The sequence below is a fragment of the Mesorhizobium sp. ESP-6-2 genome, from assembly GCF_020164675.1.
Classification (GTDB): Bacteria; Pseudomonadota; Alphaproteobacteria; order Rhizobiales; family Rhizobiaceae; genus Mesorhizobium.
The window spans coordinates 92,690-112,314 of sequence record NZ_JAIUGT010000014.1 but is presented as its reverse complement, the minus strand read 5'-3'; the positions used below and the strand labels follow the sequence as shown (position 1 = coordinate 112,314).

Here is a 19,625-nt window from a genome sequence, read left to right as displayed (position 1 = left end):
GATCAACGGTCTTGCCACCGACGAACGTCTGAAACGACGCTGGCAGGCAAGCCGGTCGATCGTGGAGGCGCTTGAAAAAGGGGTCAGAACAAGGGTTCTGTCGCAAACCCACACGAGAGATGCGTTCGGCGCAGACTTGGGCCGCGTAGCCATACCTGAATCACTCACTCGACGGTATGGAGGCGGTGTAATTACATAATGGCCACGGACGTTAAAGCCATCTAGACTATTGCGCCGGAGAGTAAGCTTTTGGTTCAATTGAGAAAAAATGGTGCCCAGAGGCGGATTCGAACCACCGACACGCGGATTTTCAGTCCGCTGCTCTACCAACTGAGCTATCTGGGCCTGTTCCGGCTAACGAAAACTCGCGCTCCGGATTTCATGGAAGCGCCGTGGGCGTCCCTTGAAAGCGCGTGGGTTATAGCATGGGAATCCGGCCTGTCCAGCGCCCAGATGTGGATTTCCGGCAGGAAAAGAAGTGCTGCCCGATGCGCTGGTTCCGCGCCGCGTCGCCGCTATCTGGCGCCCGCCAATCCCTTGCGAAAATCCGTAGGTGTCATGCCGGCGAGCTTCCGGAACGACTTATTGAAGGCGCTGAGCGAACCGAAGCCCGAATCCATCGCGACCCTGAGCACATTGGCGTCCTGGTGTATGAGCAGCGCCTGCGCATAGCTCAGCCGCAATAGGTTGACATATTCGTTGAGCGTCATGCCGGTCGATTTCTTGAAGATGCTCATGGCGTATTTGGGATGGAGGTCGGCGGCCGCCGCTATGTTCATGCAATCGATGTCGTAGAGGAAATTCTCGGCGATGAAATCGCACATGCGCCCGACATTGCGTGACGACTGCTGGTCGAACGGGCTGCCCGCTTCCTGTCCGGCCGCGTTTTCCGGCACCAGCCTGTATGGCTCGAACCGCACCCGCTCCAGCCGCAGCAACAGTTCGTTGACGGCGTGCTCCGCCTTGGCCGGGTCGCCGGAGCGGGCGTAGCGGTTCCAGCGGTCGAAATTATCGCTGTCGGACTGATCGGTGGCGCTGGTCACCAGCGTGGCACCCGTCATCAGCCGGTGACGTATGTCAGCCGGCAGGTGCAGCCGGAAGAAATGCACCAGCGGCAGGTGCGCGCCGGCATAGATGGCGTCGTCGCTCAAATCGTCCATCTGATGCGGCAGGCCACCCCAGAACAGGCACATCTCGCCGGCCGAAAGCGAGATTTCGTGATCGTTCATGCGGTAATGCACGCTGCCGCGCATGATGAAGTTCACCTCGACCTGCGCATGCCAGTGCGGCTTGAGCATCACCAGGGGTGCGGTGTGGAACATCTGCAACAGCAGCGGCATTCCTTCCACGCTGCTGGCGCCAGGCTGGTAAAACGGCCGGTCCGGCATCTTACTTTCCGCCAATTTCGTATTCCCTTTGTCGGGGACAAGCCTTCCGCGCCGCATAGTCTAGCCCGGCTCGCAGAGAGAGCAAATGAAATGGGAGGATTTCAATGCGCATCACACTGTCCTGCGTCGCGCTCGCGCTTGCCTTGGGTTCAGCCCCGGCCTTCGCGCAATCGGGCGAAATCACCATCTGGAGCTGGAATATCGCCGCCTCGTCGCTGAAGGCGACGATTGCTGGCTTCAACAAGCTGCATCCTGACATCAAGGTCACCGTCCAGGATCTCGGCAACCAGCCGACCTATGACAAGTCGATCGCCGGATGTGCCGCCGGCGGCGTCGGCCTGCCTGATGTCGTTACCATCGAGAACGGCGAGGCCGAGAATTACTGGAGCCAGTTTCCCGATTGCTTCGTCGACCTGCACACGCTGGGCTACAGCGCCGAGGATCAGGCGAAATTCCCCGATTTCAAGCGCACCGAGCTCGAGGTCGGCGACAAGGCCTATGCGATGCCGTGGGATTCCGGCCCGGTCGCCGCCTTCTACCGCCGCGACTTCTACGAAAAGGCCGGCGTCGATCCGGCATCGATCAAGACCTGGGACGATTTCATCGCCGCCGGCAAGAAGATCCAGGCCGCCAATCCCGGCGTCACCATGACCAACGCCGACTTCAACGGCGACACCGAATTCTTCCGCATGATCTCCAATGAACAGGGCTGCGGTTATTTCTCCGAGGATGGCCAGTCGATCACGGTAAACCAGCCGAAATGCGTCGATACGCTGGCCAAGATCAAGGAGATGAAGGACGCCGGCATCATCTCCTCGGCCGACTGGGGCACCAAGATCACCAACAACACCGCCGGCACCGTCGCCACCCAGGTCTATGGCGGCTGGTATGAAGGCACCATCCGCACCGAATCGGCCGGCGAAAACGGCAAATGGGGCGTCTACCTGATGCCGAGCCTTACCGCCGACGGGCCACGCGCCGCCAATCTCGGCGGGTCGTCGCTGGCCATCACTTCGGGGTCGAAGAACAAGGAAGCGGCTTACGAGTACCTGAAATACACGCTCGAAACCAATGAGGGCCAGATCACCATGCTGAAGGAATTCGGCCTGGTCCCCTCGCTGGTGTCTGCCCTGAACGACCCCTACGTCTCGCAAGGCCTGCCCTATTGGGGCGGCCAGGCGGTGTGGAAGGACATCCTCGCCACTTTGCCCAAGATCGTCCCCAGCCGCGGCACGCAGTTCCAGAGCGACGCCGAAATCATCATGCGCGCGGTGCAGACCAAATATCTCGCCGGCGGCTATCCCGATGCCAAGGCAGCCCTCGACGATGCCGCCAGCCAGATCGCGGCGGCGACCGGGCTGCCGGTCAAATCATAACCTCCCAGACGGGGTCCGGGCAGGCATGCGCCGCCCGGGCCCGACCGAGCCACGGGGGCCGCCTCGCGGGACGTGTGAAATGTCGCATGTCCTGACCAACCGGTTGCCGCTGCCTGCGGGGACCACAGCTTGAAACGCCGACGAGAGAAGGAGGAGCAGGATGCGCAACCGCAACGCCACGGCCTATCGTTTCCTTGCGCCTTACCTGCTGATCTTCTCCGTCTTCTGGGTATGGCCGATCATCTCTTCGTTCCTGATCTCGTTCCAGGCGACGCGCACAGTGCCCTGGCGCTTTGCGCCCGGCTTCAACTGGGGCCGGCTGATCGGCGATCCGGCCTTCTTCAACGCGCTGAAGAACACGCTGCTCATCCTCGTCATCCAGGTGCCGGTGATGATCGCGCTGGCGATGGTGATGGCCGTGCTTTTGAATTCACCGCTCTTGAAGGCGCGAGGCCTCTACCGCTTCGCCTTCTTCGCTCCCGTGGTGGTCGGCGAGGTCGCCTACTCCGCGGTGTTCCGGCTGATGTTCAACCTCGATTTCGGCATCATCAACAAGCTCTTGAACAGCGTCGGGCTGCCCAAGATCGACTGGTTCTCCAATGTCACGCCGGCCATGGCGCTGATCATGATCGCGGTCACCTGGCGCTGGGCCGGCTACAACGCCATCATCCTTCTGGCCGGCATGCAATCCATCCCCGAGGATGTCTACGAGGCGGCGACGCTCGACCGGGTCAGCAAGCTCAAGCAGTTCTTCTTCATCACCTTGCCGCTGTTGAAGCCGGTCATCGTGTTCTGCACCGTGCTGTCGATCATCGGCACCATGCAGCTGTTCACCGAGCCGTTCCTGATCACCGAACGCGGCGGACCGGGCGGCGGCACCGAGACGCTCGGCCTGTTGCTCTATCGCCAGGGCTTTCGGTCGCTCAATTTCGGCTACGCCTCGGCCGTCGCCTACACCATGGCGGGGTTGGCGATCGCCATCACGCTGGTGCAACTGTGGCTGACGAGGGAACCGAAATGAGCTCGCTCGCCTCGGCCAGGCTGAAGCGCAGCCTCTTGCTGCATCTTTTCCTCACGCCACTGGCGCTGATCTGGCTGTTTCCGCTGTGGATGATGGTCGTGTTCTCGACCATGCCGGACAACGGCATCTTCAGCCCCGGCATCGAGTTGCTGCCGCACGGCAATTTCGTGGACAATTTCAATAACCTGCAGCGCGACACCGACTTTGTCGGCGCCATCATCATCTCCGTCTCGGTGGCGGTCACCTACACCTTTCTGTCGGTGCTGCTGACCTCCATGGCCGGCTGGGCGCTGGCCCGCTACCGGTTCGTCGGCAAGGGCGTGGTCGTCGCCATCATCCTGGGCACCATCACGCTTCCCTATGCGGTGGTGCTGATCCCGCAATTCATCATGGTGGCGCGCGACTTCAAGCTCGCCAACACCTGGGTGGCGCTGATCGTGCCGCCGCTGTTCAATTCGCTGGGCGTGCTGTTCATGCGCCAGAGCTTTTCCATGATGCCCGATGACCTGTTCGACGCCGCCCGCGTCGAAGGCGTGAAGGAGTGGCGCATCTTCGTCTTCATCGCGCTGCCGCTGGCGCGGCCGATGCTGGCCGCGCTTTGCATCATCCTGTTCCTGGCGTCCTGGAACAATTATCTCTGGCCGCTTTTGATCAACAGCCAGCCCGGCGCGATGACCGCACCGGTGGCGCTCGGCACGCTGATTGGCCTCACCAAAGTGTCGTGGGGCGGCATCATGGCGGGCGCGGTAATGCTGACGGTGCCGATGCTGATCGTGTTCGTGCTGCTGCAACGCCACTTCATTGCCGGCATTGCTGCCGGCGCGGTCAAGTAAGGGTAGGCATGGCAACCGTCACGCTCAACAATGTCGTCAAGCGCTTCGGCGTCTTCGAAGTCGTCCATGGCGCCAACATCGACATCAGGGACGGCGAATTCGTCGTCTTCGTCGGTCCCTCCGGCTGCGGCAAGTCCACGCTGCTCAGGATGATCGCCGGGCTCGAGGATATCAGCGGCGGCGAGATCGCCATCGGAGGCAAGGTGGTCAATGATGTCGAGCCGGCCGACCGTGGCATCGCCATGGTGTTCCAGTCCTATGCGCTCTATCCGCATATGAATGTGGAGCAGAACCTTTCCTTCGGGCTGCGCATGACCGGCAACCCGAAGGCCGACACCGACCGGCGGGTGAAGCGCGCGGCCGAGATCCTGCGCATCAGCGAATTGATGGAGCGCCGCCCGAAGAAACTCTCCGGCGGACAGCGCCAGCGTGTCGCCATCGGCCGCGCCATCGTGCGTGAGCCGCAAGTGTTCCTGTTCGACGAGCCGCTCTCCAATCTCGACGCCGAACTGCGCGTCCAGATGCGGGTCGAGATATCGCGCCTGCACAAGGAGCTTGGCACCACCATGATCTATGTCACGCACGACCAAACCGAGGCGATGACGCTCGCCGACCGGATCGTCGTGCTGCGCGGCGGCCATGTCGAGCAGATCGGCCGCCCGCTCGATCTTTATGACAATCCCGACAATCAGTTCGTGGCCGGTTTCGTCGGCTCGCCGAAGATGAATTTCATCAAGGGCCGCGTCGTCGGCTGCGATGCGCGCGGCGTCGTGGTGGAACTCGCTGGCCAGGAGAAGACCCGCATCACGCAGCCGCTGACGGGCGCCGCGTCCGCAATCGGCAGCAAGGTCATCGTTGGCGTGCGGCCCGAACATTTCGGCAGTGCCGGGGAGGGGGACGCCGATCTTGCCGTCACCATCGATGTGGTCGAGCACCTGGGCGGCACGAGCTTCCTCTACGCCAGAACGGCCAATGGCGAGGACGTGGTGATCCAGCGTGACGCTGCCAAGGTTCCCGACACATCAGAGATCACCGTGTCCATCCGCAAATCCTACCTGTTCGACGAAAAAGGGCTGCGGCTGCGCTGATCGGCTGCCCTTTCCCATCCCGCAAGGAGAATGACAATGACTGCAACCACGCCCATCCGCTGGGGCATTCTCGGCCCGGGCAGCATCGCCAAGGCCTTCGCCAGCGGCGTCGCCGGCTCGCGCAACGGAAAGCTGGCCGCCATCGGTGCGCGCGATCCGGGCAAGCCGGGCCTGGCGCAGAGCTTTCCCGGCGCGCGCATTCTCGACGGCTACGAAGCATTGCTCACTGACGCGGAAATCGACGCGATCTACATTTCGGTCCCGCACCCTGGCCATGCGCAATGGGCGATCCGGGCGGCGGAAGCGGGAAAGCATGTGCTGTGCGAAAAGCCGCTGGCGCTGACCGCCTTCGAGGCCGACGCCATGATGCATGCCGCTCGCAAGGCCGGCACCTTCCTCGGCGAGGCCTTTATGTACCGGCTGCACCCGCAGACGCTGAAGCTGGTGGAACTGATCAAATCCGGCGTCATCGGCGAGATCAGGATGATCAAGTCGAGCTTCGGTTTCGCCATGCCTGATTTCATGCCGCAGCACCGGCTCTACGCCAACGATCTTGCCGGCGGCGGCATCCTCGACGTCGGCGGCTATCCCGTCTCGATGGCGCGGCTGATTGCCGGGGCGGCATCGGGACAAGCTTTCGCCGAGCCCGACAAGGTGGTGGGCACTGCCCATCTCGGCCAGTCGGGCGTCGACGAGTGGGCCTCGGCGCTGCTGCATTTTCCCGGCGGCATCGTCGCCGAACTGTCCTGCAGCATCTCGCTCAACCAGGACAATGTGCTGCGCATCTTCGGCACCAGAGGCCGCATCGAAGTGCCGGATTTCTGGTTCGCCGGCGGCGACCGCGATGTCGGCCTCGGCCGGATCGATGTGATCGGCGCGGACGGCGTGCGCGAAACCATCAGCGTCAACGAAAAGCGTCACGTCTATTCCTTCGAGGTCGACGCCGCCGGCGATGCCATCCTTGCCGGTCGGCAGGAATTCGCCTGGCCGGGCATGGCCTGGGCCGACAGCCTCGGCACATTGCGCGTGCTCGACAGATGGCGCGCGGCCGTGGGGCTGGAGTACGAGATCGAGAAAGCTTCGCTGCGCAACAACACCATCTCCGGCCGGCCTCTGCGGTCCGCAGGAACGGCAATCGGCAAGCGTGCTATCCCTGGCTTGGCTAAACCGGCCTCGGTGGTGGCGCTCGGTTTCGAGGATTTCCGCACCTTCTCCTCGGGTTCGATCCTGCTCGATGCCTTCTTCGAGGCAGGCGGCAATCTGTTCGATACCGGCTATGTCTATGGCGGCGGCTACACCGAGACGCTGCTTGGGCTATGGCTGAAGAACCGTGGCGTGCGCGAGCAATCGGTGGTCATCGCCAAGGGTGCGCATTCCCCGCTCTGCTATCCCGACGTGATCGGCAAGCAGCTCGACCAGTCGCTCGACCGCCTGCAAACCGACCATGTGGATATCTATTTCATGCACCGCGACAATCCGGATGTGCCCGTCGGAGAATTCGTCGATGCGATGGACCGCGAGGTCAGGGCAGGCCGCATCCGTGGCCCGTTCGGCGGCTCGAACTGGACGATGCAGCGCATGGACGAGGCGATCGCCTATGCCGAGCGCACCGGCAAGCAGAAGCCGGGCGCGCTCTCCAACAATTTTTCGCTGGCCGAAATGCTGGAGCCGATCTGGGCCGGTTGCGTGACCTCCTCCACCGATGACTGGAAGGCCTGGCTGACCGCGCGGCAGATGCCTAATTTCGCTTGGTCGAGCCAGGGGCGCGGCTTCTTCACCGAACGCGCCGGGCGCGACCGGCGCGACAATGAAGAACTGGTGCGGGTCTGGTACTCGGAGCGCAATTTCGACCGCCGCGACCGGGCGATCGAACTCGCCGCGCGGCTGGGCAAGAGCCCGATTCATGTTGCGCTGGCCTATGTGCTCAACCAGCCTTTCCCATCGGTGCCGTTGATCGGTCCGCGCACGCTGGGCGAACTGGACGACAGCTTGCGCGCCCTCGACATCGCGCTTTCACCTGCCGATCTCCAATGGCTGGACGGCGGCAGCCGGCAAGCGGCGTAGTGCATGTCGTCCAAGGCTGCGCTGGACGGCGACGGGGTCAGGTCTCGTCGTCGGACACCCTGATGTCGCGCCTGGCCGGAACCCTCATGCTGGCATACATGCCGGTGGTGCGGAACTGGCCCGGGCTAATGCCGTAACAGCGGCGGAAGACCTTCGAGAAATAGTTCGCGTCCTCGAAGCCGCACAGGATGGCGACTTCCTTCACCGGCAGGAAGTCAGCCTTGGTCAAAAGCTTGGCGGCCCGTTGCAGCCGCTGCTGCAGCACGAACTCCGCGGGCGGGATGCCTTCGCTCTCGGCGAAGCAGCGCGAGAAGTGGGCCCGGCTGAGGCCGCTGATCTGGACGAGGTCCGCTACCGGTAGCCGCCTGTCGAGATTGGCGTTGATGTGGTCGATGACCGGCTGCATGGCGCTCTGCTTTTCGGCAAAGGCATGCGAGCCGAAGACATCGTCATAGAGCGCCATCGCCGCCTCGTAGGCGATCGCCGAGGCCGCGCCCGGCGAAACGGCCCCGTTTATGAGCCGCAGGCTGCAATCGGCGAGGTGATCGATCGTCTCCGGCTGCAGCCGGAACACGGGACCCGAGACGTCGAGGATGGATTTGTGGATGCGCAGCGCCTCCTCGCCATTCATCGAGATCCAGAAATATTCCCAGCGCTCGTCCTTGGCCAGCCAGTAGCGGTGGTTGTGCGGCACCAGCACCAGCAGCGTGTCGTTCTGCTGCAGGCGATAGTTTCGGTTCTCATAGCGAAGCCGGCCGCTTCCGTTGATCGTGTGCTGGAGCACGGTGAATGGCGTCTGGCCGCGCTTGCGCCCGTCCCAATCGTAGATTTCGCCCTCGCGCACTTCGTAGCCGGTGCTCGTCGGCATGGCATGCAGGCGCTGGCGACCGCGCGGCAGCGAGATCGTGCGCATCGACTGTCCGTTGGCGATCAGATCCCGCAGCACAAAATTACCCTTGAAAGCATAATCCTTCTCTGGTCGCGCCCGCGAATAAGCGCATAATCGGGTCCTCAAGAACGCGAAGAACCCGCGGTCGAGGAGCGGGCGGGAGGAGAAAAGCCGGAATCCGGCTCGATTGGCGCGCGCGCCTTGGCGTGTCGCCATATCCTCCCTTGCTGCCCCTTGCCTAGCATTCGATCGGATCGAGGTGAAGGTGATGAGTTTCAAAATCGCTATTATCGGCGCCGGCAGCGTCGGCTTCACCAAGAAGCTGTTCACCGACATATTGTGCGTACCGGAGTTCAAGGGCATTGAATTCGCGCTGACCGATGTCAGCGAGCACAATCTCCAGATGATCAAGGCGATCCTCGACCGGATCGTCGAGGCCAACAAATTGCCGACCAAAGTGACGGCGACGACGGACCGCCGCAAGGCGCTCGAGGGCGCACGTTATGTTATCAGCTGTGTGCGGGTCGGTGGGCTCGAAGCCTATGCCGACGATATCAGAATCCCCTTGAAATATGGCATCGACCAATGCGTCGGCGACACGATCTGCGCCGGCGGCATCCTCTATGGCCAGCGCAACATCCCTGTGATCCTCGATTTCTGCAAAGATATACGCGAAGTCGCCGAGACCGACGCGAAATTCCTCAACTATGCCAACCCGATGGCAATGAACACCTGGGCGGCGATCGAGTACGGCAAGGTCGACACGGTCGGGCTCTGCCACGGCGTCCAGCACGGCGCCGAGCAGATCGCCGAGGTGCTGGGCGCGAAATCGCCTCGGGAACTCGACTATGTCTGTTCCGGCATCAACCACCAGACCTGGTTCATCAAGCTGCGCCTGAACGGCCGCGAAATCGGCAAGGACGAGCTGGTCGCCGCCTTCGAGGCGCATCCGGTCTATTCAAGGCAGGAAAAACTGCGCATAGACGTGTTGAAGCGCTTCGGCGTCTATTCGACCGAAAGCAACGGCCACCTGTCCGAATACCTTCCCTGGTATCGCAAGCGTCCGGACGAGATCACCCGCTGGATCGACATGTCCGACTGGATCCATGGCGAGACGGGCGGCTATCTCCGTTATTCCACCGAGACCCGAAACTGGTTCGAGACGGAATATCCGCAATTCCTCGAAGCGGCGGCGAAGCCGATCGATCCGTCAAAACGCTCCAACGAGCATGCCAGCCATATATTGGAGGCGCTGGAGACCAACCGCGTCTATCGCGGCCACTTCAACGTCAAGAATGACGGCGTCATCACCAATCTACCGCAGGACGCCATCGTCGAATCGCCCGGCTTCGTCGACCGCTTCGGTATCAACATGGCGGCCGGCATCACCTTGCCGGAGGCATGTGCCGCGACCTGCATGTCCTCGATCAATGTCCAGCGCATGTCGGTGCATGCTGCCATATCCGGCGACATCGACCTGCTCAAGCTTGCAGTGCTGCATGACCCGCTGGTCGGCGCGGTGTCGACACCGGAGGAGGTCTGGCAGATGGTCGACGAAATGGTCGTCGCCCAGGCGCCCTGGCTGCCGCAATATGCGCATGCGGTGCCGGCGGCAAAAGAGCGGTTGTCCAAATCCAGCGTCAAGACCCGCGAATGGGCGGGTGCCGCGCGGCGCAGCGTCCGCTCGATCGAGGAGTTGCGCGCCGAGAAGGCCGCGCTGAAGCAGGCTGGCTGAAAACCGGGTGCGACGGCGGATCCACGGGAGGTAGGTCCACCGCAGTCAGCCGTCCAGGCACAAGACGAGCAGCAGCAAAACAAAGCGTCTGAACACGAGGGAGGAGAAAATGAGGAACATACGCAGCATTGGCATGGTCGCGGGACTGGCGCTGAGCGTCTCCGTCCCGGCGCTCAACGCTTTCGCCTCCGAGCCGACGGTCCCGCCGGTACCGGCGGCGTTTCCGGCCGAAGGCAAAATCACCTATGTGCCGCGCGACTCCATCCTGGAGTTCAAGGCGCTGCCGGACTATCACGAGCCGGACTGGGTGACCGAGAAATACGTCAAGGCCGGCAAGCTGCCACCGGTCAAGGATCGGCTGCCGAAGGAGCCGCTGGTCTTCAAGACCGCCAACATGCCGGATGGCATCGGTGTCTACGGCGACACGATGCGCCATGTCATCGGTGGGCGGCCGGAAGGCTGGAACTACGGCGCCGGCCAAACCCAAGGCTGGGGCGGCATCGATATCGGCCTGTCCGAATGCCTGACGCGCACCGCGCCGCTGTTCCAGGTCGAGGCCAAGGACACCGAACCGCTGCCCAACCTCGCCAAAAGCTGGGACTGGTCGGCGGATGGCCACAAGCTCACCATGCATCTCGTCGAGGGTGCGAAATGGTCCGACGGAGCGCCCTTCAACGCCGACGACGTCATGTTCTACTGGGACGACGAGGTCGTTGACCCGAACGTCTCGCCGCTCAATGGCGCCACCCAGGAAACGTTCGGCGTCGGCACGACGCTGAAGAAGATCGACGACTACACCGTCGAGTGGACCTTCAAGGAGGCCTTCCCGAAACAGTATCTCTACGCAATGGCCTACGGCACTTTCTGCCCCGGCCCCGCGCACATACTGAAGCCGCAGCATCCGAAATATTCGAAGAACACCTACGACCAGTTCAAGAACGCCTTCCCGCCGGAATATATGAACATGCCGGTCATGGGCGCCTGGGTGCCGGTCGAATACCGGCCGGACGACATCATCGTCATGCGCCGCAATCCCTATTATTGGAAGGTCGACGAGAAGGGCAATCAGCTGCCCTATCTCAACGAGTTGCATTACAAGCTGTCCACCTGGGCCGACCGTGATGTCCAGGCGGTGGCCGGCTCGGGCGATTTCTCCAATCTGGAGCAGCCGGAGAACTTCGTCGCCTCGCTAAAGCGGGCCGCCGAGGCGAATGCCCCTGCACGCCTGGCGTTCGGCCCACGGCTGATCGGCTACAATCTGCGCCTGAACTTTTCCGCCAATGGCTGGGGCAACCCGGACGAGCGCGGGCAGGCGATTCGCGAGCTGAACCGCAATGAGGATTTCCGCAAGGCCGTTACCATGGCGCTCGACCGCAAGGCGCTCGGCAACTCCCTGGTCAAGGGGCCGTTCACCGCCATCTACCCCGGCGGCTTGTCCTCCGGCACCAGCTTCTATGACCGCAAGTCGACGGTCTACTATCCCTTCGATCTCGAGGGCGCCAAGGCCGAACTCGCCAAGGCCGGCCTCAAGGATACCGATGGCGACGGTTTCGTGAACTTCCCGGCCGGCACGGCCGGCGGCAAGAATGTCGAGATCGTCATGCTGGTCAACAATGACTACGGTACCGACAAGAGCCTCGCCGAAGGCGTCGTCGCCCAGATGGAGAAACTCGGGCTGCGGATCGTGCTCAACGGTCTCAACGGCACGCAGCGCGATGCCTCGCAATATTCCGGGCGCTTCGACTGGCTGATCCGGCGTAACGACCAGGAGTTGACATCCGTCGTGCAGAACACCGTGCAGCTCGCTCCCGTCGGCCCCAAGACCAGCTGGGATCACCGCGCACCTGAAAGCGGCGAGGTCGACCTGATGCCTTTCGAGAAGGACCTTGTCGACATCGTCAACAAATTTGTCACGTCTGAGGACAATGACCAGCGCGCCGCCCTGATGAGAGACTTCCAGAAGATTTCGACCGAGCACGTCTACAATGTCGGCCTGACGGAATATCCCGGTGCGCTGATCGTCAACAAACGCTTCTCCAACGTTCCAAAGGGCACGCCGATCTACATGTTCAACTGGGCAGAGGATTCGATCATCCGCGAGCGGGTCTTCGTGGCGGCCGACAAGCAGGCGAAATACGAATTGTTCCCGGAAGAGCTGCCTGGCAAGCCTGGAGACAAGGGCCCGATGTAAGTTTACCTCCCCTGACTGAGACCTCCGGCCGCGCCGCTGGCGCGGCCGGACAAAGGCAACCTCCGAACGCACCAAAAAGACGCGATCGGCAAGACGAGGAAGCGGACCGTCCATGCTGCGATTTCTGCTCATGCGCATAGCGTCGGCAATCCCGGTCCTTGCCATACTGAGCCTCGTCACCTTCGCCATCATCCAGGCACCGCCCGGCGACTATGCCGACTACATCCGCTCGCAGCTGATCAACCAGGGAGGCGCTTCCTTCGCCGAAGCCGACGCGCAGGCCAACGCCTACCGGATCGAACATGGCCTCGATAGGCCGCTGCCCGTCCAGTATCTCAACTGGATCGGCGGCATCGTCACCCGCGGCGATTTCGGCTACAGCCTCTATTACAACAAGCCAGTAGCCGACGTCGTGGGCGAGCGCCTGCCGCGCACCCTCATCCTGGCGCTTGTGTGCCATCTGCTCGCCTCGGTGCTCGGCATCACCTTCGGCATCTGGGCGGCGACCCGGCAATATACCTGGATCGACTCGACACTTTCGGCCATTTCCTTCCTCGGCATGACGGTGCCGCGCTTCCTGATGGCGCTGATCATCGTCTATCTCCTGGTCTTCCAGTTCAACGTCTCGGAGATAGGCAGCTTCTTCTCGCCGCAATATGGCGGCGCCCCATGGTCGTGGGCCAAGTTCGTCGATCTGATCAAGCATGTCTGGCCGGTGGTTGCGATCGCCACCTTCGGCGGGCTCGCCTACAACATGCGCGTCATGCGCGGCAATCTGCTCGACACGCTGAATGCGCAATATGTCGAGACGGCCAGGGCCAAGGGACTGACCGGGAGCGCCGTCGTCATGCGACACGCCGTGCCCAATGCGCTGCATCCGCTGGTCATGTATCAGGGCGTGGTGCTGCCTTACATGCTGACCGGCGAAATCGAGACGGCGATCATCTTCGCGCTGCCGACCGTCGGCCCGGCGATCGTCGGTTCGATGGCGGTCGGCGACGTCTATGTCACCGCCACCTTCATGATGGTGCTGTCGGCGACGCTGATCGTCGGCAACATCATCGCCGACATGTTGCTGGTCCTGCTCGATCCGCGCGTGCGCCAGTTCGGGGAGAGCTAGATGCTGGCCCGCGATACATCGCCGCCGCCGCTGCCGGCCGAAGGACCTGTCGAGAGACCCGCGCGCGGCAACGAGAGCTACACCGCGCTTGTCTGGCGCCGGCTGAAGCGCTCCTGGACCGGCATGGCGGGGTTCTGGCTCGTCGTGCTGCTGATCCTTATGGCGGTGTTCGCGGAGTTCCTGGCGCCGATGGACCCGAAGGTGACCGATGTCGCCTTCGCGCCGCCGCAAACCCCTGTTTTCCACGACAGGGACGGCAATTTCGTCGCCCGGCCCAGGGTCTATGCGCTGGCGGATTCGGCGGATCTCGATCCGGTCACCTTCCAGCCCATCGTCGGTCCCGACTATGATCATCCAAGACTGCTCGGCTTCTTCGTCGAGGGCGCGCCCTACAGGCTCTTCGGGCTCATTGCGGCGAACCGGCATTTGTTCGGTTCGATGGACGGCCAGCCGGTGCATTTCCTCGGCACCGACAAGTTCGGACGCGACGTGCTCTCGCGGGCCATCCATGGCTCGCGCGTCTCGCTGATGATCGCGCTGACGGTGGTCTTCATCATCACCGTCATCGGCACTACGGTCGGCATGGCTTCCGGCTATTTCGGCGGTCGGTTCGATGTCTGGATGCAGCGCTTCGTCGAACTCGTGCTGGCCTTCCCGCAGCTGCCGCTCTATCTGGCGCTGACGACGCTGATCCCGGTCACCGCGCCCACCAACGTCTTCCTCGCCTTCGTCATCATCGTGATGTCGGCGCTGGGCTGGGCGCAGATGTCGCGCGAGGTGCGCGGCAAGACGCTGGCGCTTGCGCGCATTGAATACGTACGCGCCGCAATGGCGGTCGGCGCCACCGACCGGCGCATCATCATGCAGCACATTTTCCCCAATGTGATGAGCCATGTGATCGTCGCGGTGACGTTGGCGATCCCGACCGTGGTGCTGCTCGAATCCTTCCTCGGTTTCCTCGGCTTCGCGGTGAAGCCGCCGCTGATCTCCTGGGGGCTGATGCTGCAGGACACCGCGACCTACTCCGTCATAGGCACCTATCCGTGGATCCTGTCGCCGGTCGGTTTCGTGCTGGTCACCGTCTTTGCCTTCAACGCGCTGGGCGACGGGCTGCGCGACGCCGTCGATCCTTATTGAGGTGGTTGGGATGACGCTCGCGCTCGCCGAACCCTTCGCACCTTCCGTACGGCACGACCATGACGGACGCCAGGAAGAACCCGTCATCGATGCCCGCAACATCGAGGTCGCCTTCAAGGTCGAGCACGGCACCGTCGAGGCGGTCAAGGACGTCTCGTTCCAGCTCTATCGAGGCGAGACGATCGCCATCGTCGGCGAATCCGGTTCCGGCAAATCGGTGACGGCGCGCACCGTCATGGGATTGCTGTCCCGGCGCGCCACCGTGTCGCCGAGATCGACCGTCTGTTATGATGGGCAAAACATCCTAAAGTTCCCCGAGAGCGCCCGGCGCAAGCTGCGCGGCAACCGCATCTCGATGATCTTCCAGGAGCCGATGAGCTCGCTCAATCCGATCTACACGATCGGCAGCCAGATCGTCGAGGCGATCAGGGTTCATCGCAAGGTCGGCCGGCGGCAAGCCTGGGCACGGGCGCTCGAACTCCTGCAGCATGTCCAGATCCCGGATCCGGTCGCGCGGCTCAAGCAATATCCGCATCAGCTCTCGGGCGGACAGCGCCAGCGCGTGATGATCGCCATGGCGCTGGCCAACGACCCCGACGTGCTGATCGCCGACGAGCCGACGACGGCGCTCGACGTCACCGTCCAGGCACAGATTCTGAACCTGATCCGCAACCTACAAAAAGAGCTGCGCATGGCGGTGATCCTGATCACCCATGACCTCACGGTCGTGCGCAAATTCTCCGACTACGTCTATGTCATGCAGCATGGGGAAATGCGCGAACACAACGTCACCGAACGTCTGTTCTCCGATCCCCAGCATCCTTATACGCAACGACTGCTCGCCTCCGAACCGCGCGGGCGACCACAGCCGCTGCCGGAGGGCTCCGGCACCATTCTCGAAGCGAACGGGGTGCGCGTCTGCTTCATGCTGAGCCACGGCACTTTCCTCAAACCGGACTGGCGCGAGCTGGTCGCCGTCGACGATCTCGATCTCAAGCTTTGTCGCCACGAAACGCTGGGGCTGGTCGGCGAGTCCGGCTCCGGCAAGACCACTTTTGGCCAGGCGCTGCTGAGGCTGATCGATGCCAAGCGCGGCGAGATCCGTTTCGACGGCCAGCCGATCCAGGGGCTGTCCCGCAATGAGATGCGGCCGCTGCGGTCGCGCATGCAGATCGTCTTCCAGGATCCCTTCTCCTCGCTCAACCCGCGCATGACGGTCGGGCAGATCATCGAGGAAGGGCTGGTCGTCAACGGCATCGGGGCGACGCGGCGCGAGCGGGTCGAGCGGGTGCGCGAGGCGCTGGTCAGTGCCGGCATGCCGGGCGGCATCCTTTCGCGGTTCCCGCACGAATTCTCCGGCGGCCAACGCCAGCGCGTCGCGATTGCGCGCGCCATCGCATTGGAACCCGAATTCATCTTGCTCGACGAACCGACATCGGCACTGGACCTCTCCGTCCAGGCGCAGATCATCGATCTCTTGCGCAAGCTGCAGGACGAGCGTGGCTTGAGCTATCTCTTCATCTCGCACGATCTCAAGGTGGTTCGCGCTCTGTGCCACCGCGTCATCGTCATGCAGCACGGCAAGATCGTCGAGCAGGGACCTGTCGACGAGGTCCTCACCAATCCCAAGACCGCCTACACCGAACGGCTCGTCCGGGCCGCTTTCGACGTGGCTTGAACATATGCCGGAGGTTAGCGTGGCAAGAAATCCCAGGATCACTTTCATCGGCGCCGGCTCGACCGTGTTCATGAAGAACATCGTCGGCGACGTGCTGCAGCGGCCGGCGCTTTCGGGCGCGACGATCGCGCTGATGGACATCGATCCGCAGCGGCTGGAAGAGAGTGCCGTCGTCGTTAACAAGCTGATCGCGACGCTCGGCGTGAAGGCCAAAGCGGAGACCTATTCCGACCAGCGCAAGGCGCTGGCCGGTGCCGATTTCGTCGTCGTCGCCTTCCAGATCGGCGGCTACGAGCCCTGCACCGTCACCGACTTTGAAGTGCCGAAGAAATATGGCCTGCGCCAGACCATCGCCGACACGCTCGGCGTCGGCGGCATCATGCGAGGCTTGAGGACCGTGCCGCATCTGTGGAAGATCTGCGAGGACATGCTCGCCGTCTGCCCCGATGCGATCATGCTGCAATACGTCAATCCGATGGCGATCAACACCTGGGCGATATCGGAGAAGTTCCCGACCATCAGGCAGGTCGGCCTCTGCCACTCGGTGCAGGGAACCGCGATGGAACTGGCGCACGACCTCGACCTTCCCTACGAGGACATCCGCTATCGCTCCGCCGGCATCAATCACATGGCCTTCTACCTCAGCTTCGAGCACCGCCAGGCCGACGGCTCCTACCGCGACCTCTACCCAGATCTCCTGCGCGCCTATCGCGAGGGCCGCGCGCCCAAGCCCGGCTGGAATCCGCGCTGCCCCAACAAGGTGCGTTACGAGATGCTGACCCGGCTCGGTTATTTCGTCACCGAAAGCTCCGAACATTTCGCCGAATACACGCCCTATTTCATCAAGAGCGGCCGTCCCGACCTGATCGAGAAATACGGCATCCCGCTGGATGAATATCCCAAGCGCTGCATCGAGCAGATCGAGCGTTGGCAGGGGCAGGCGGAAGCCTACCGCTCGGCCGAGCGCATCGAGGTCGAGCAGTCGAAGGAATATGCCTCCTCGATCATGAATTCGGTCTGGACCGGCGAGCCGTCGGTGATCTACGGCAACGTCCGCAACAATGGCTGCATCACCTCGCTGCCCCGCGAATGCGCCGCCGAGGTGCCGTGCCTGGTCGACGCTTCCGGCATCCAGCCGACTTACATCGGCGACCTGCCGCCGCAATTGACGGCGCTGATCCGCACCAACATCAACGTGCAGGAACTGACGGTGCGGGCGCTGATGAGCGAGAACCGGGAACACATCTACCATGCGGCGATGATGGATCCGCACACGGCAGCCGAGCTCGATCTCGACCAGATATGGTCACTGGTGGACGAGCTTCTTGCCGCTCACGGCGACTGGCTGCCGGCCTGGGCACGCGTGAGCCGCAAGATCCAAGCCGCCTGACCGGCAGCCGGTCTCTCACTTCGGCTCGTCGGCGTCTGGTTCTTCCTCGTCGTCGCGGGCTTTGATGACATAGGCGCCCTTCAGCCAGCGGTTGAGGTCGATGTCCTTGCAGCGCTTGGAGCAGAACGGGTAGGTCTCGCGCGCCGAAGGCTTGCCGCATTCGGGGCAGGGGCGCTTTGGCCGCAGCGGCGTCACCTTGTCGTCCGAGCTCATGGCCGCGCCGTGGACCAGTTTTGATGGACTTTGAAGCCTTCGCCCGAAAGCAACGCGACGGTCTCGTAAAGCGGCAAGCCGACCACATTGGTGTAGGAGCCGACCAGCTTGACGACGAAAGTGCCCGCGAGCCCCTGTACGGCATAGCCGCCGGCCTTGCCGCGCCATTCCCCCGACGCGACATAGGCGTCGATCTCTTCGCGCGGCAGCCGCTTGAACCGCACCCGCGTCTCGACAAGCCGCTGGCGCAGTTTGCCGCCGGGCGTGATCAGGCAGATGCCGGAATAGACCCGGTGCGAACGCCCCGACAGCAATCCGAGGCAGTTGGCGGCATCGTCGAGCGTCTCGGCCTTGGGCAGGATGCGCCGCCCGACGGCGACCACCGTGTCGGCGGCCAGCACCAAGGCCGGCGCGTAGTCGATTTCCGACTTCAGCGAGGCGAACGCCTTTTCGGCCTTTTCCTTCGAAAGCCTTTTGGCCAGCGAGCGCGGATGCTCGGCACGCAGCGGCGCCTCGTCGATGTCGGCGGGCAGTATGCGGTCCGGCTCGATGCCGGCCTGCTGCAACAGTTCGATGCGGCGCGGCGAACCCGAGGCAAGCACCAGCTTCAGCAAAATGCTCATCGCGGACCAGTCGGCCTTGATCTTACTTGAAACGATAGGTGATGCGGCCCTTGGTCAGGTCGTAAGGCGTCATCTCGACCAGGACCTTGTCGCCGGTCAGCACGCGGATGCGGTTCTTGCGCATGCGGCCGGCCGTATGGGCTATGATTTCGTGTTCGTTTTCGAGTTTCACCCGGAACATGGCGTTGGGCAGCAGTTCCGTGACGACACCCGGAAACTCGAGGACTTCTTCCTTCGGCATTCGATACCTTTGCTTGGATGGTTTCCCGGCGTTTAGAGCACGATGCCGAAAAGTGTGAAGCGGTTTTCGGACGACATCATGCTCTACTTCTTTGATCTGGAGTCGGATCCTGTCAGGTCGAAGAGACCCAACAGCATCCGACTCCAGCCGGAAATTCGGCGGAACCTATATGATAATCGTCGGCTTGTGAACACGCTTAATCCGTCGTGTTTTTTGCTTCCGGAAGCAAAAAACGTCGGCCTATGCGCAACTTCAGCCGTTCGCGCACATCGCGATAGGCCGCGATGATCTGGTCGCGCGTGCCGCTGGCGCCGGTAGGGTCCGGCGTCGGCCAGTATTCGACCTCGACGGCGAGCGAGCGGGTGAGCTCCAGCGCGGCATGGTGCGCCTCCGGCGCGAGCGTGACGATGAGATCGAAATAGTCGTCTTCCAGCTCGTCCATCGTCCTTGGGTGGCGCTCGCCCAGCGACAGGCCTTCCTCGGCAAGCACGGCATCGACGAACGGGTCACGCTCGCCGCTGCGCACGCCCGCCGAGGCGACGAAGGTGGTGGCCGGCAGCATGCGCCGCGCCAACAGCTCGGCCATCGGCGAGCGCACGGCATTCATGCCGCACAGGAACAGGATCGAACGGGGCGGC

17 protein-coding genes and 1 tRNA gene are annotated in these 19,625 nt (G+C 62.8%); 11 read left to right on the top strand and 7 right to left on the bottom strand.

Annotated elements, in window-relative coordinates; genetic code table 11:
- Window positions 1-269: 269 nt before the first annotated feature.
- Window positions 270-345 (bottom strand) — tRNA-Phe (locus tag LB532_RS28735).
- 170 nt (window positions 346-515) lie between these two features.
- The gene (locus LB532_RS28730) at window positions 516-1,388 is read right to left on the bottom strand and encodes a helix-turn-helix domain-containing protein (protein WP_140643254.1); all 873 of its coding nucleotides are present in this window, start codon (window positions 1,386-1,388) and stop codon (window positions 516-518) included.
- Between the two features lie 104 nt (window positions 1,389-1,492).
- Between LB532_RS28730 and LB532_RS28725 the strand changes: the two genes are divergently transcribed.
- From LB532_RS28725 to LB532_RS28705, 5 genes are all read left to right on the top strand, one after another.
- The gene (locus tag LB532_RS28725) at window positions 1,493-2,764 is read left to right on the top strand and encodes an ABC transporter substrate-binding protein (protein WP_140643252.1); all 1,272 of its coding nucleotides are present in this window, start codon (window positions 1,493-1,495) and stop codon (window positions 2,762-2,764) included.
- Between the two features lie 160 nt (window positions 2,765-2,924).
- Window positions 2,925-3,785, top strand: coding sequence for a carbohydrate ABC transporter permease (locus tag LB532_RS28720; protein ID WP_140501017.1), 861 nt, complete (start codon window positions 2,925-2,927; stop codon window positions 3,783-3,785).
- Window positions 3,782-4,618, top strand: a complete 837-nt coding sequence (locus tag LB532_RS28715; RefSeq protein ID WP_140643250.1) for a carbohydrate ABC transporter permease — start codon at window positions 3,782-3,784, stop codon at window positions 4,616-4,618. The genes LB532_RS28720 and LB532_RS28715 overlap by 4 nt, the downstream gene beginning before the upstream one ends.
- Before the next feature lie 8 nt (window positions 4,619-4,626).
- Window positions 4,627-5,706: an ABC transporter ATP-binding protein gene (locus LB532_RS28710; RefSeq protein WP_140643248.1), complete on the top strand. Its 1,080-nt coding sequence runs from the start codon at window positions 4,627-4,629 to the stop codon at window positions 5,704-5,706.
- A gap of 36 nt (window positions 5,707-5,742) precedes the next feature.
- The gene (locus LB532_RS28705; protein WP_140643247.1) at window positions 5,743-7,770 is read left to right on the top strand and encodes an aldo/keto reductase; all 2,028 of its coding nucleotides are present in this window, start codon (window positions 5,743-5,745) and stop codon (window positions 7,768-7,770) included.
- Window positions 7,771-7,807: 37 nt separating this feature from the next.
- Here the strand turns inward: LB532_RS28705 and LB532_RS28700 are convergent, their stop codons facing one another.
- On the bottom strand, window positions 7,808-8,683 hold the full coding sequence (locus LB532_RS28700; protein WP_140643295.1) for an AraC family transcriptional regulator: 876 nt from the start codon (window positions 8,681-8,683) through the stop codon (window positions 7,808-7,810).
- Between the two features lie 244 nt (window positions 8,684-8,927).
- Here LB532_RS28700 and LB532_RS28695 point away from each other — a divergent pair, with 244 nt between their 5' ends.
- From LB532_RS28695 to LB532_RS28670, 6 genes are all read left to right on the top strand, one after another.
- Complete coding sequence (locus tag LB532_RS28695) at window positions 8,928-10,394, top strand: alpha-glucosidase/alpha-galactosidase (RefSeq protein ID WP_140643245.1); 1,467 nt, start codon at window positions 8,928-8,930, stop codon at window positions 10,392-10,394.
- A gap of 109 nt (window positions 10,395-10,503) precedes the next feature.
- Window positions 10,504-12,585, top strand: coding sequence for an ABC transporter substrate-binding protein (locus LB532_RS28690; RefSeq protein ID WP_140643243.1), 2,082 nt, complete (start codon window positions 10,504-10,506; stop codon window positions 12,583-12,585).
- Window positions 12,586-12,697: 112 nt separating this feature from the next.
- Window positions 12,698-13,705 carry an ABC transporter permease gene (locus LB532_RS28685; RefSeq protein ID WP_140643241.1) on the top strand — a complete coding sequence of 336 codons (1,008 nt, stop codon included), beginning with the start codon at window positions 12,698-12,700 and terminating at the stop codon, window positions 13,703-13,705.
- Window positions 13,706-14,842 (top strand): ABC transporter permease, encoded by a 1,137-nt coding sequence (locus tag LB532_RS28680; protein WP_140643239.1) that lies wholly within the window; start codon window positions 13,706-13,708, stop codon window positions 14,840-14,842. It abuts the gene before it with no gap.
- A gap of 10 nt (window positions 14,843-14,852) precedes the next feature.
- Entirely contained in the window at window positions 14,853-16,520 is a 1,668-nt protein-coding gene (locus tag LB532_RS28675; protein WP_140643237.1) for an ABC transporter ATP-binding protein, read from the top strand.
- A 19-nt stretch (window positions 16,521-16,539) separates the two neighbouring features.
- Window positions 16,540-17,910 carry an alpha-glucosidase/alpha-galactosidase gene (locus LB532_RS28670; RefSeq protein WP_140643235.1) on the top strand — a complete coding sequence of 457 codons (1,371 nt, stop codon included), beginning with the start codon at window positions 16,540-16,542 and terminating at the stop codon, window positions 17,908-17,910.
- Window positions 17,911-17,925: 15 nt separating this feature from the next.
- Here the strand turns inward: LB532_RS28670 and yacG are convergent, their stop codons facing one another.
- The 4 genes from yacG to LB532_RS28650 all read right to left on the bottom strand — a co-directional run bounded on the left by yacG (window position 17,926) and on the right by LB532_RS28650 (window position 19,594).
- Entirely contained in the window at window positions 17,926-18,123 is a 198-nt protein-coding gene (gene yacG, locus LB532_RS28665) for a DNA gyrase inhibitor YacG (RefSeq protein ID WP_140552671.1), read from the bottom strand.
- On the bottom strand, window positions 18,120-18,746 hold the full coding sequence (locus tag LB532_RS28660) for a Maf-like protein (protein WP_140643233.1): 627 nt from the start codon (window positions 18,744-18,746) through the stop codon (window positions 18,120-18,122). The genes yacG and LB532_RS28660 overlap by 4 nt, the downstream gene beginning before the upstream one ends.
- 22 nt (window positions 18,747-18,768) lie before the next feature.
- On the bottom strand, window positions 18,769-18,987 hold the full coding sequence (infA, locus tag LB532_RS28655) for a translation initiation factor IF-1 (protein WP_006200926.1): 219 nt from the start codon (window positions 18,985-18,987) through the stop codon (window positions 18,769-18,771).
- Between the two features lie 196 nt (window positions 18,988-19,183).
- Window positions 19,184-19,594, bottom strand: a complete 411-nt coding sequence (locus LB532_RS28650) for a low molecular weight phosphatase family protein (RefSeq protein ID WP_140643229.1) — start codon at window positions 19,592-19,594, stop codon at window positions 19,184-19,186.
- Window positions 19,595-19,625: the final 31 nt, after the last annotated feature.

What these genes read in the sequence shown, in the direction of transcription:
- LB532_RS28730 (WP_140643254.1), bottom strand. Translation starts at nt 1,388, where the DNA reads ATGCCGGACCGGCCGTTTTACCAGCCTGGCGCCAGCAGCGTGGAAGGA.
- LB532_RS28725 (WP_140643252.1), top strand. Translation starts at nt 1,493, where the DNA reads ATGCGCATCACACTGTCCTGCGTCGCGCTCGCGCTTGCCTTGGGTTCA.
- LB532_RS28720 (WP_140501017.1), top strand. Translation starts at nt 2,925, where the DNA reads ATGCGCAACCGCAACGCCACGGCCTATCGTTTCCTTGCGCCTTACCTG.
- LB532_RS28715 (WP_140643250.1), top strand. Translation starts at nt 3,782, where the DNA reads ATGAGCTCGCTCGCCTCGGCCAGGCTGAAGCGCAGCCTCTTGCTGCAT.
- LB532_RS28710 (WP_140643248.1), top strand. Translation starts at nt 4,627, where the DNA reads ATGGCAACCGTCACGCTCAACAATGTCGTCAAGCGCTTCGGCGTCTTC.
- LB532_RS28705 (WP_140643247.1), top strand. Translation starts at nt 5,743, where the DNA reads ATGACTGCAACCACGCCCATCCGCTGGGGCATTCTCGGCCCGGGCAGC.
- LB532_RS28700 (WP_140643295.1), bottom strand. Translation starts at nt 8,683, where the DNA reads ATGCGCACGATCTCGCTGCCGCGCGGTCGCCAGCGCCTGCATGCCATG.
- LB532_RS28695 (WP_140643245.1), top strand. Translation starts at nt 8,928, where the DNA reads ATGAGTTTCAAAATCGCTATTATCGGCGCCGGCAGCGTCGGCTTCACC.
- LB532_RS28690 (WP_140643243.1), top strand. Translation starts at nt 10,504, where the DNA reads ATGAGGAACATACGCAGCATTGGCATGGTCGCGGGACTGGCGCTGAGC.
- LB532_RS28685 (WP_140643241.1), top strand. Translation starts at nt 12,698, where the DNA reads ATGCTGCGATTTCTGCTCATGCGCATAGCGTCGGCAATCCCGGTCCTT.
- LB532_RS28680 (WP_140643239.1), top strand. Translation starts at nt 13,706, where the DNA reads ATGCTGGCCCGCGATACATCGCCGCCGCCGCTGCCGGCCGAAGGACCT.
- LB532_RS28675 (WP_140643237.1), top strand. Translation starts at nt 14,853, where the DNA reads ATGACGCTCGCGCTCGCCGAACCCTTCGCACCTTCCGTACGGCACGAC.
- yacG (WP_140552671.1), bottom strand. Translation starts at nt 18,123, where the DNA reads ATGAGCTCGGACGACAAGGTGACGCCGCTGCGGCCAAAGCGCCCCTGC.
- LB532_RS28660 (WP_140643233.1), bottom strand. Translation starts at nt 18,746, where the DNA reads ATGAGCATTTTGCTGAAGCTGGTGCTTGCCTCGGGTTCGCCGCGCCGC.
- infA (WP_006200926.1), bottom strand. Translation starts at nt 18,987, where the DNA reads ATGCCGAAGGAAGAAGTCCTCGAGTTTCCGGGTGTCGTCACGGAACTG.
- LB532_RS28650 (WP_140643229.1), bottom strand. Translation starts at nt 19,594, where the DNA reads ATGAATGCCGTGCGCTCGCCGATGGCCGAGCTGTTGGCGCGGCGCATG.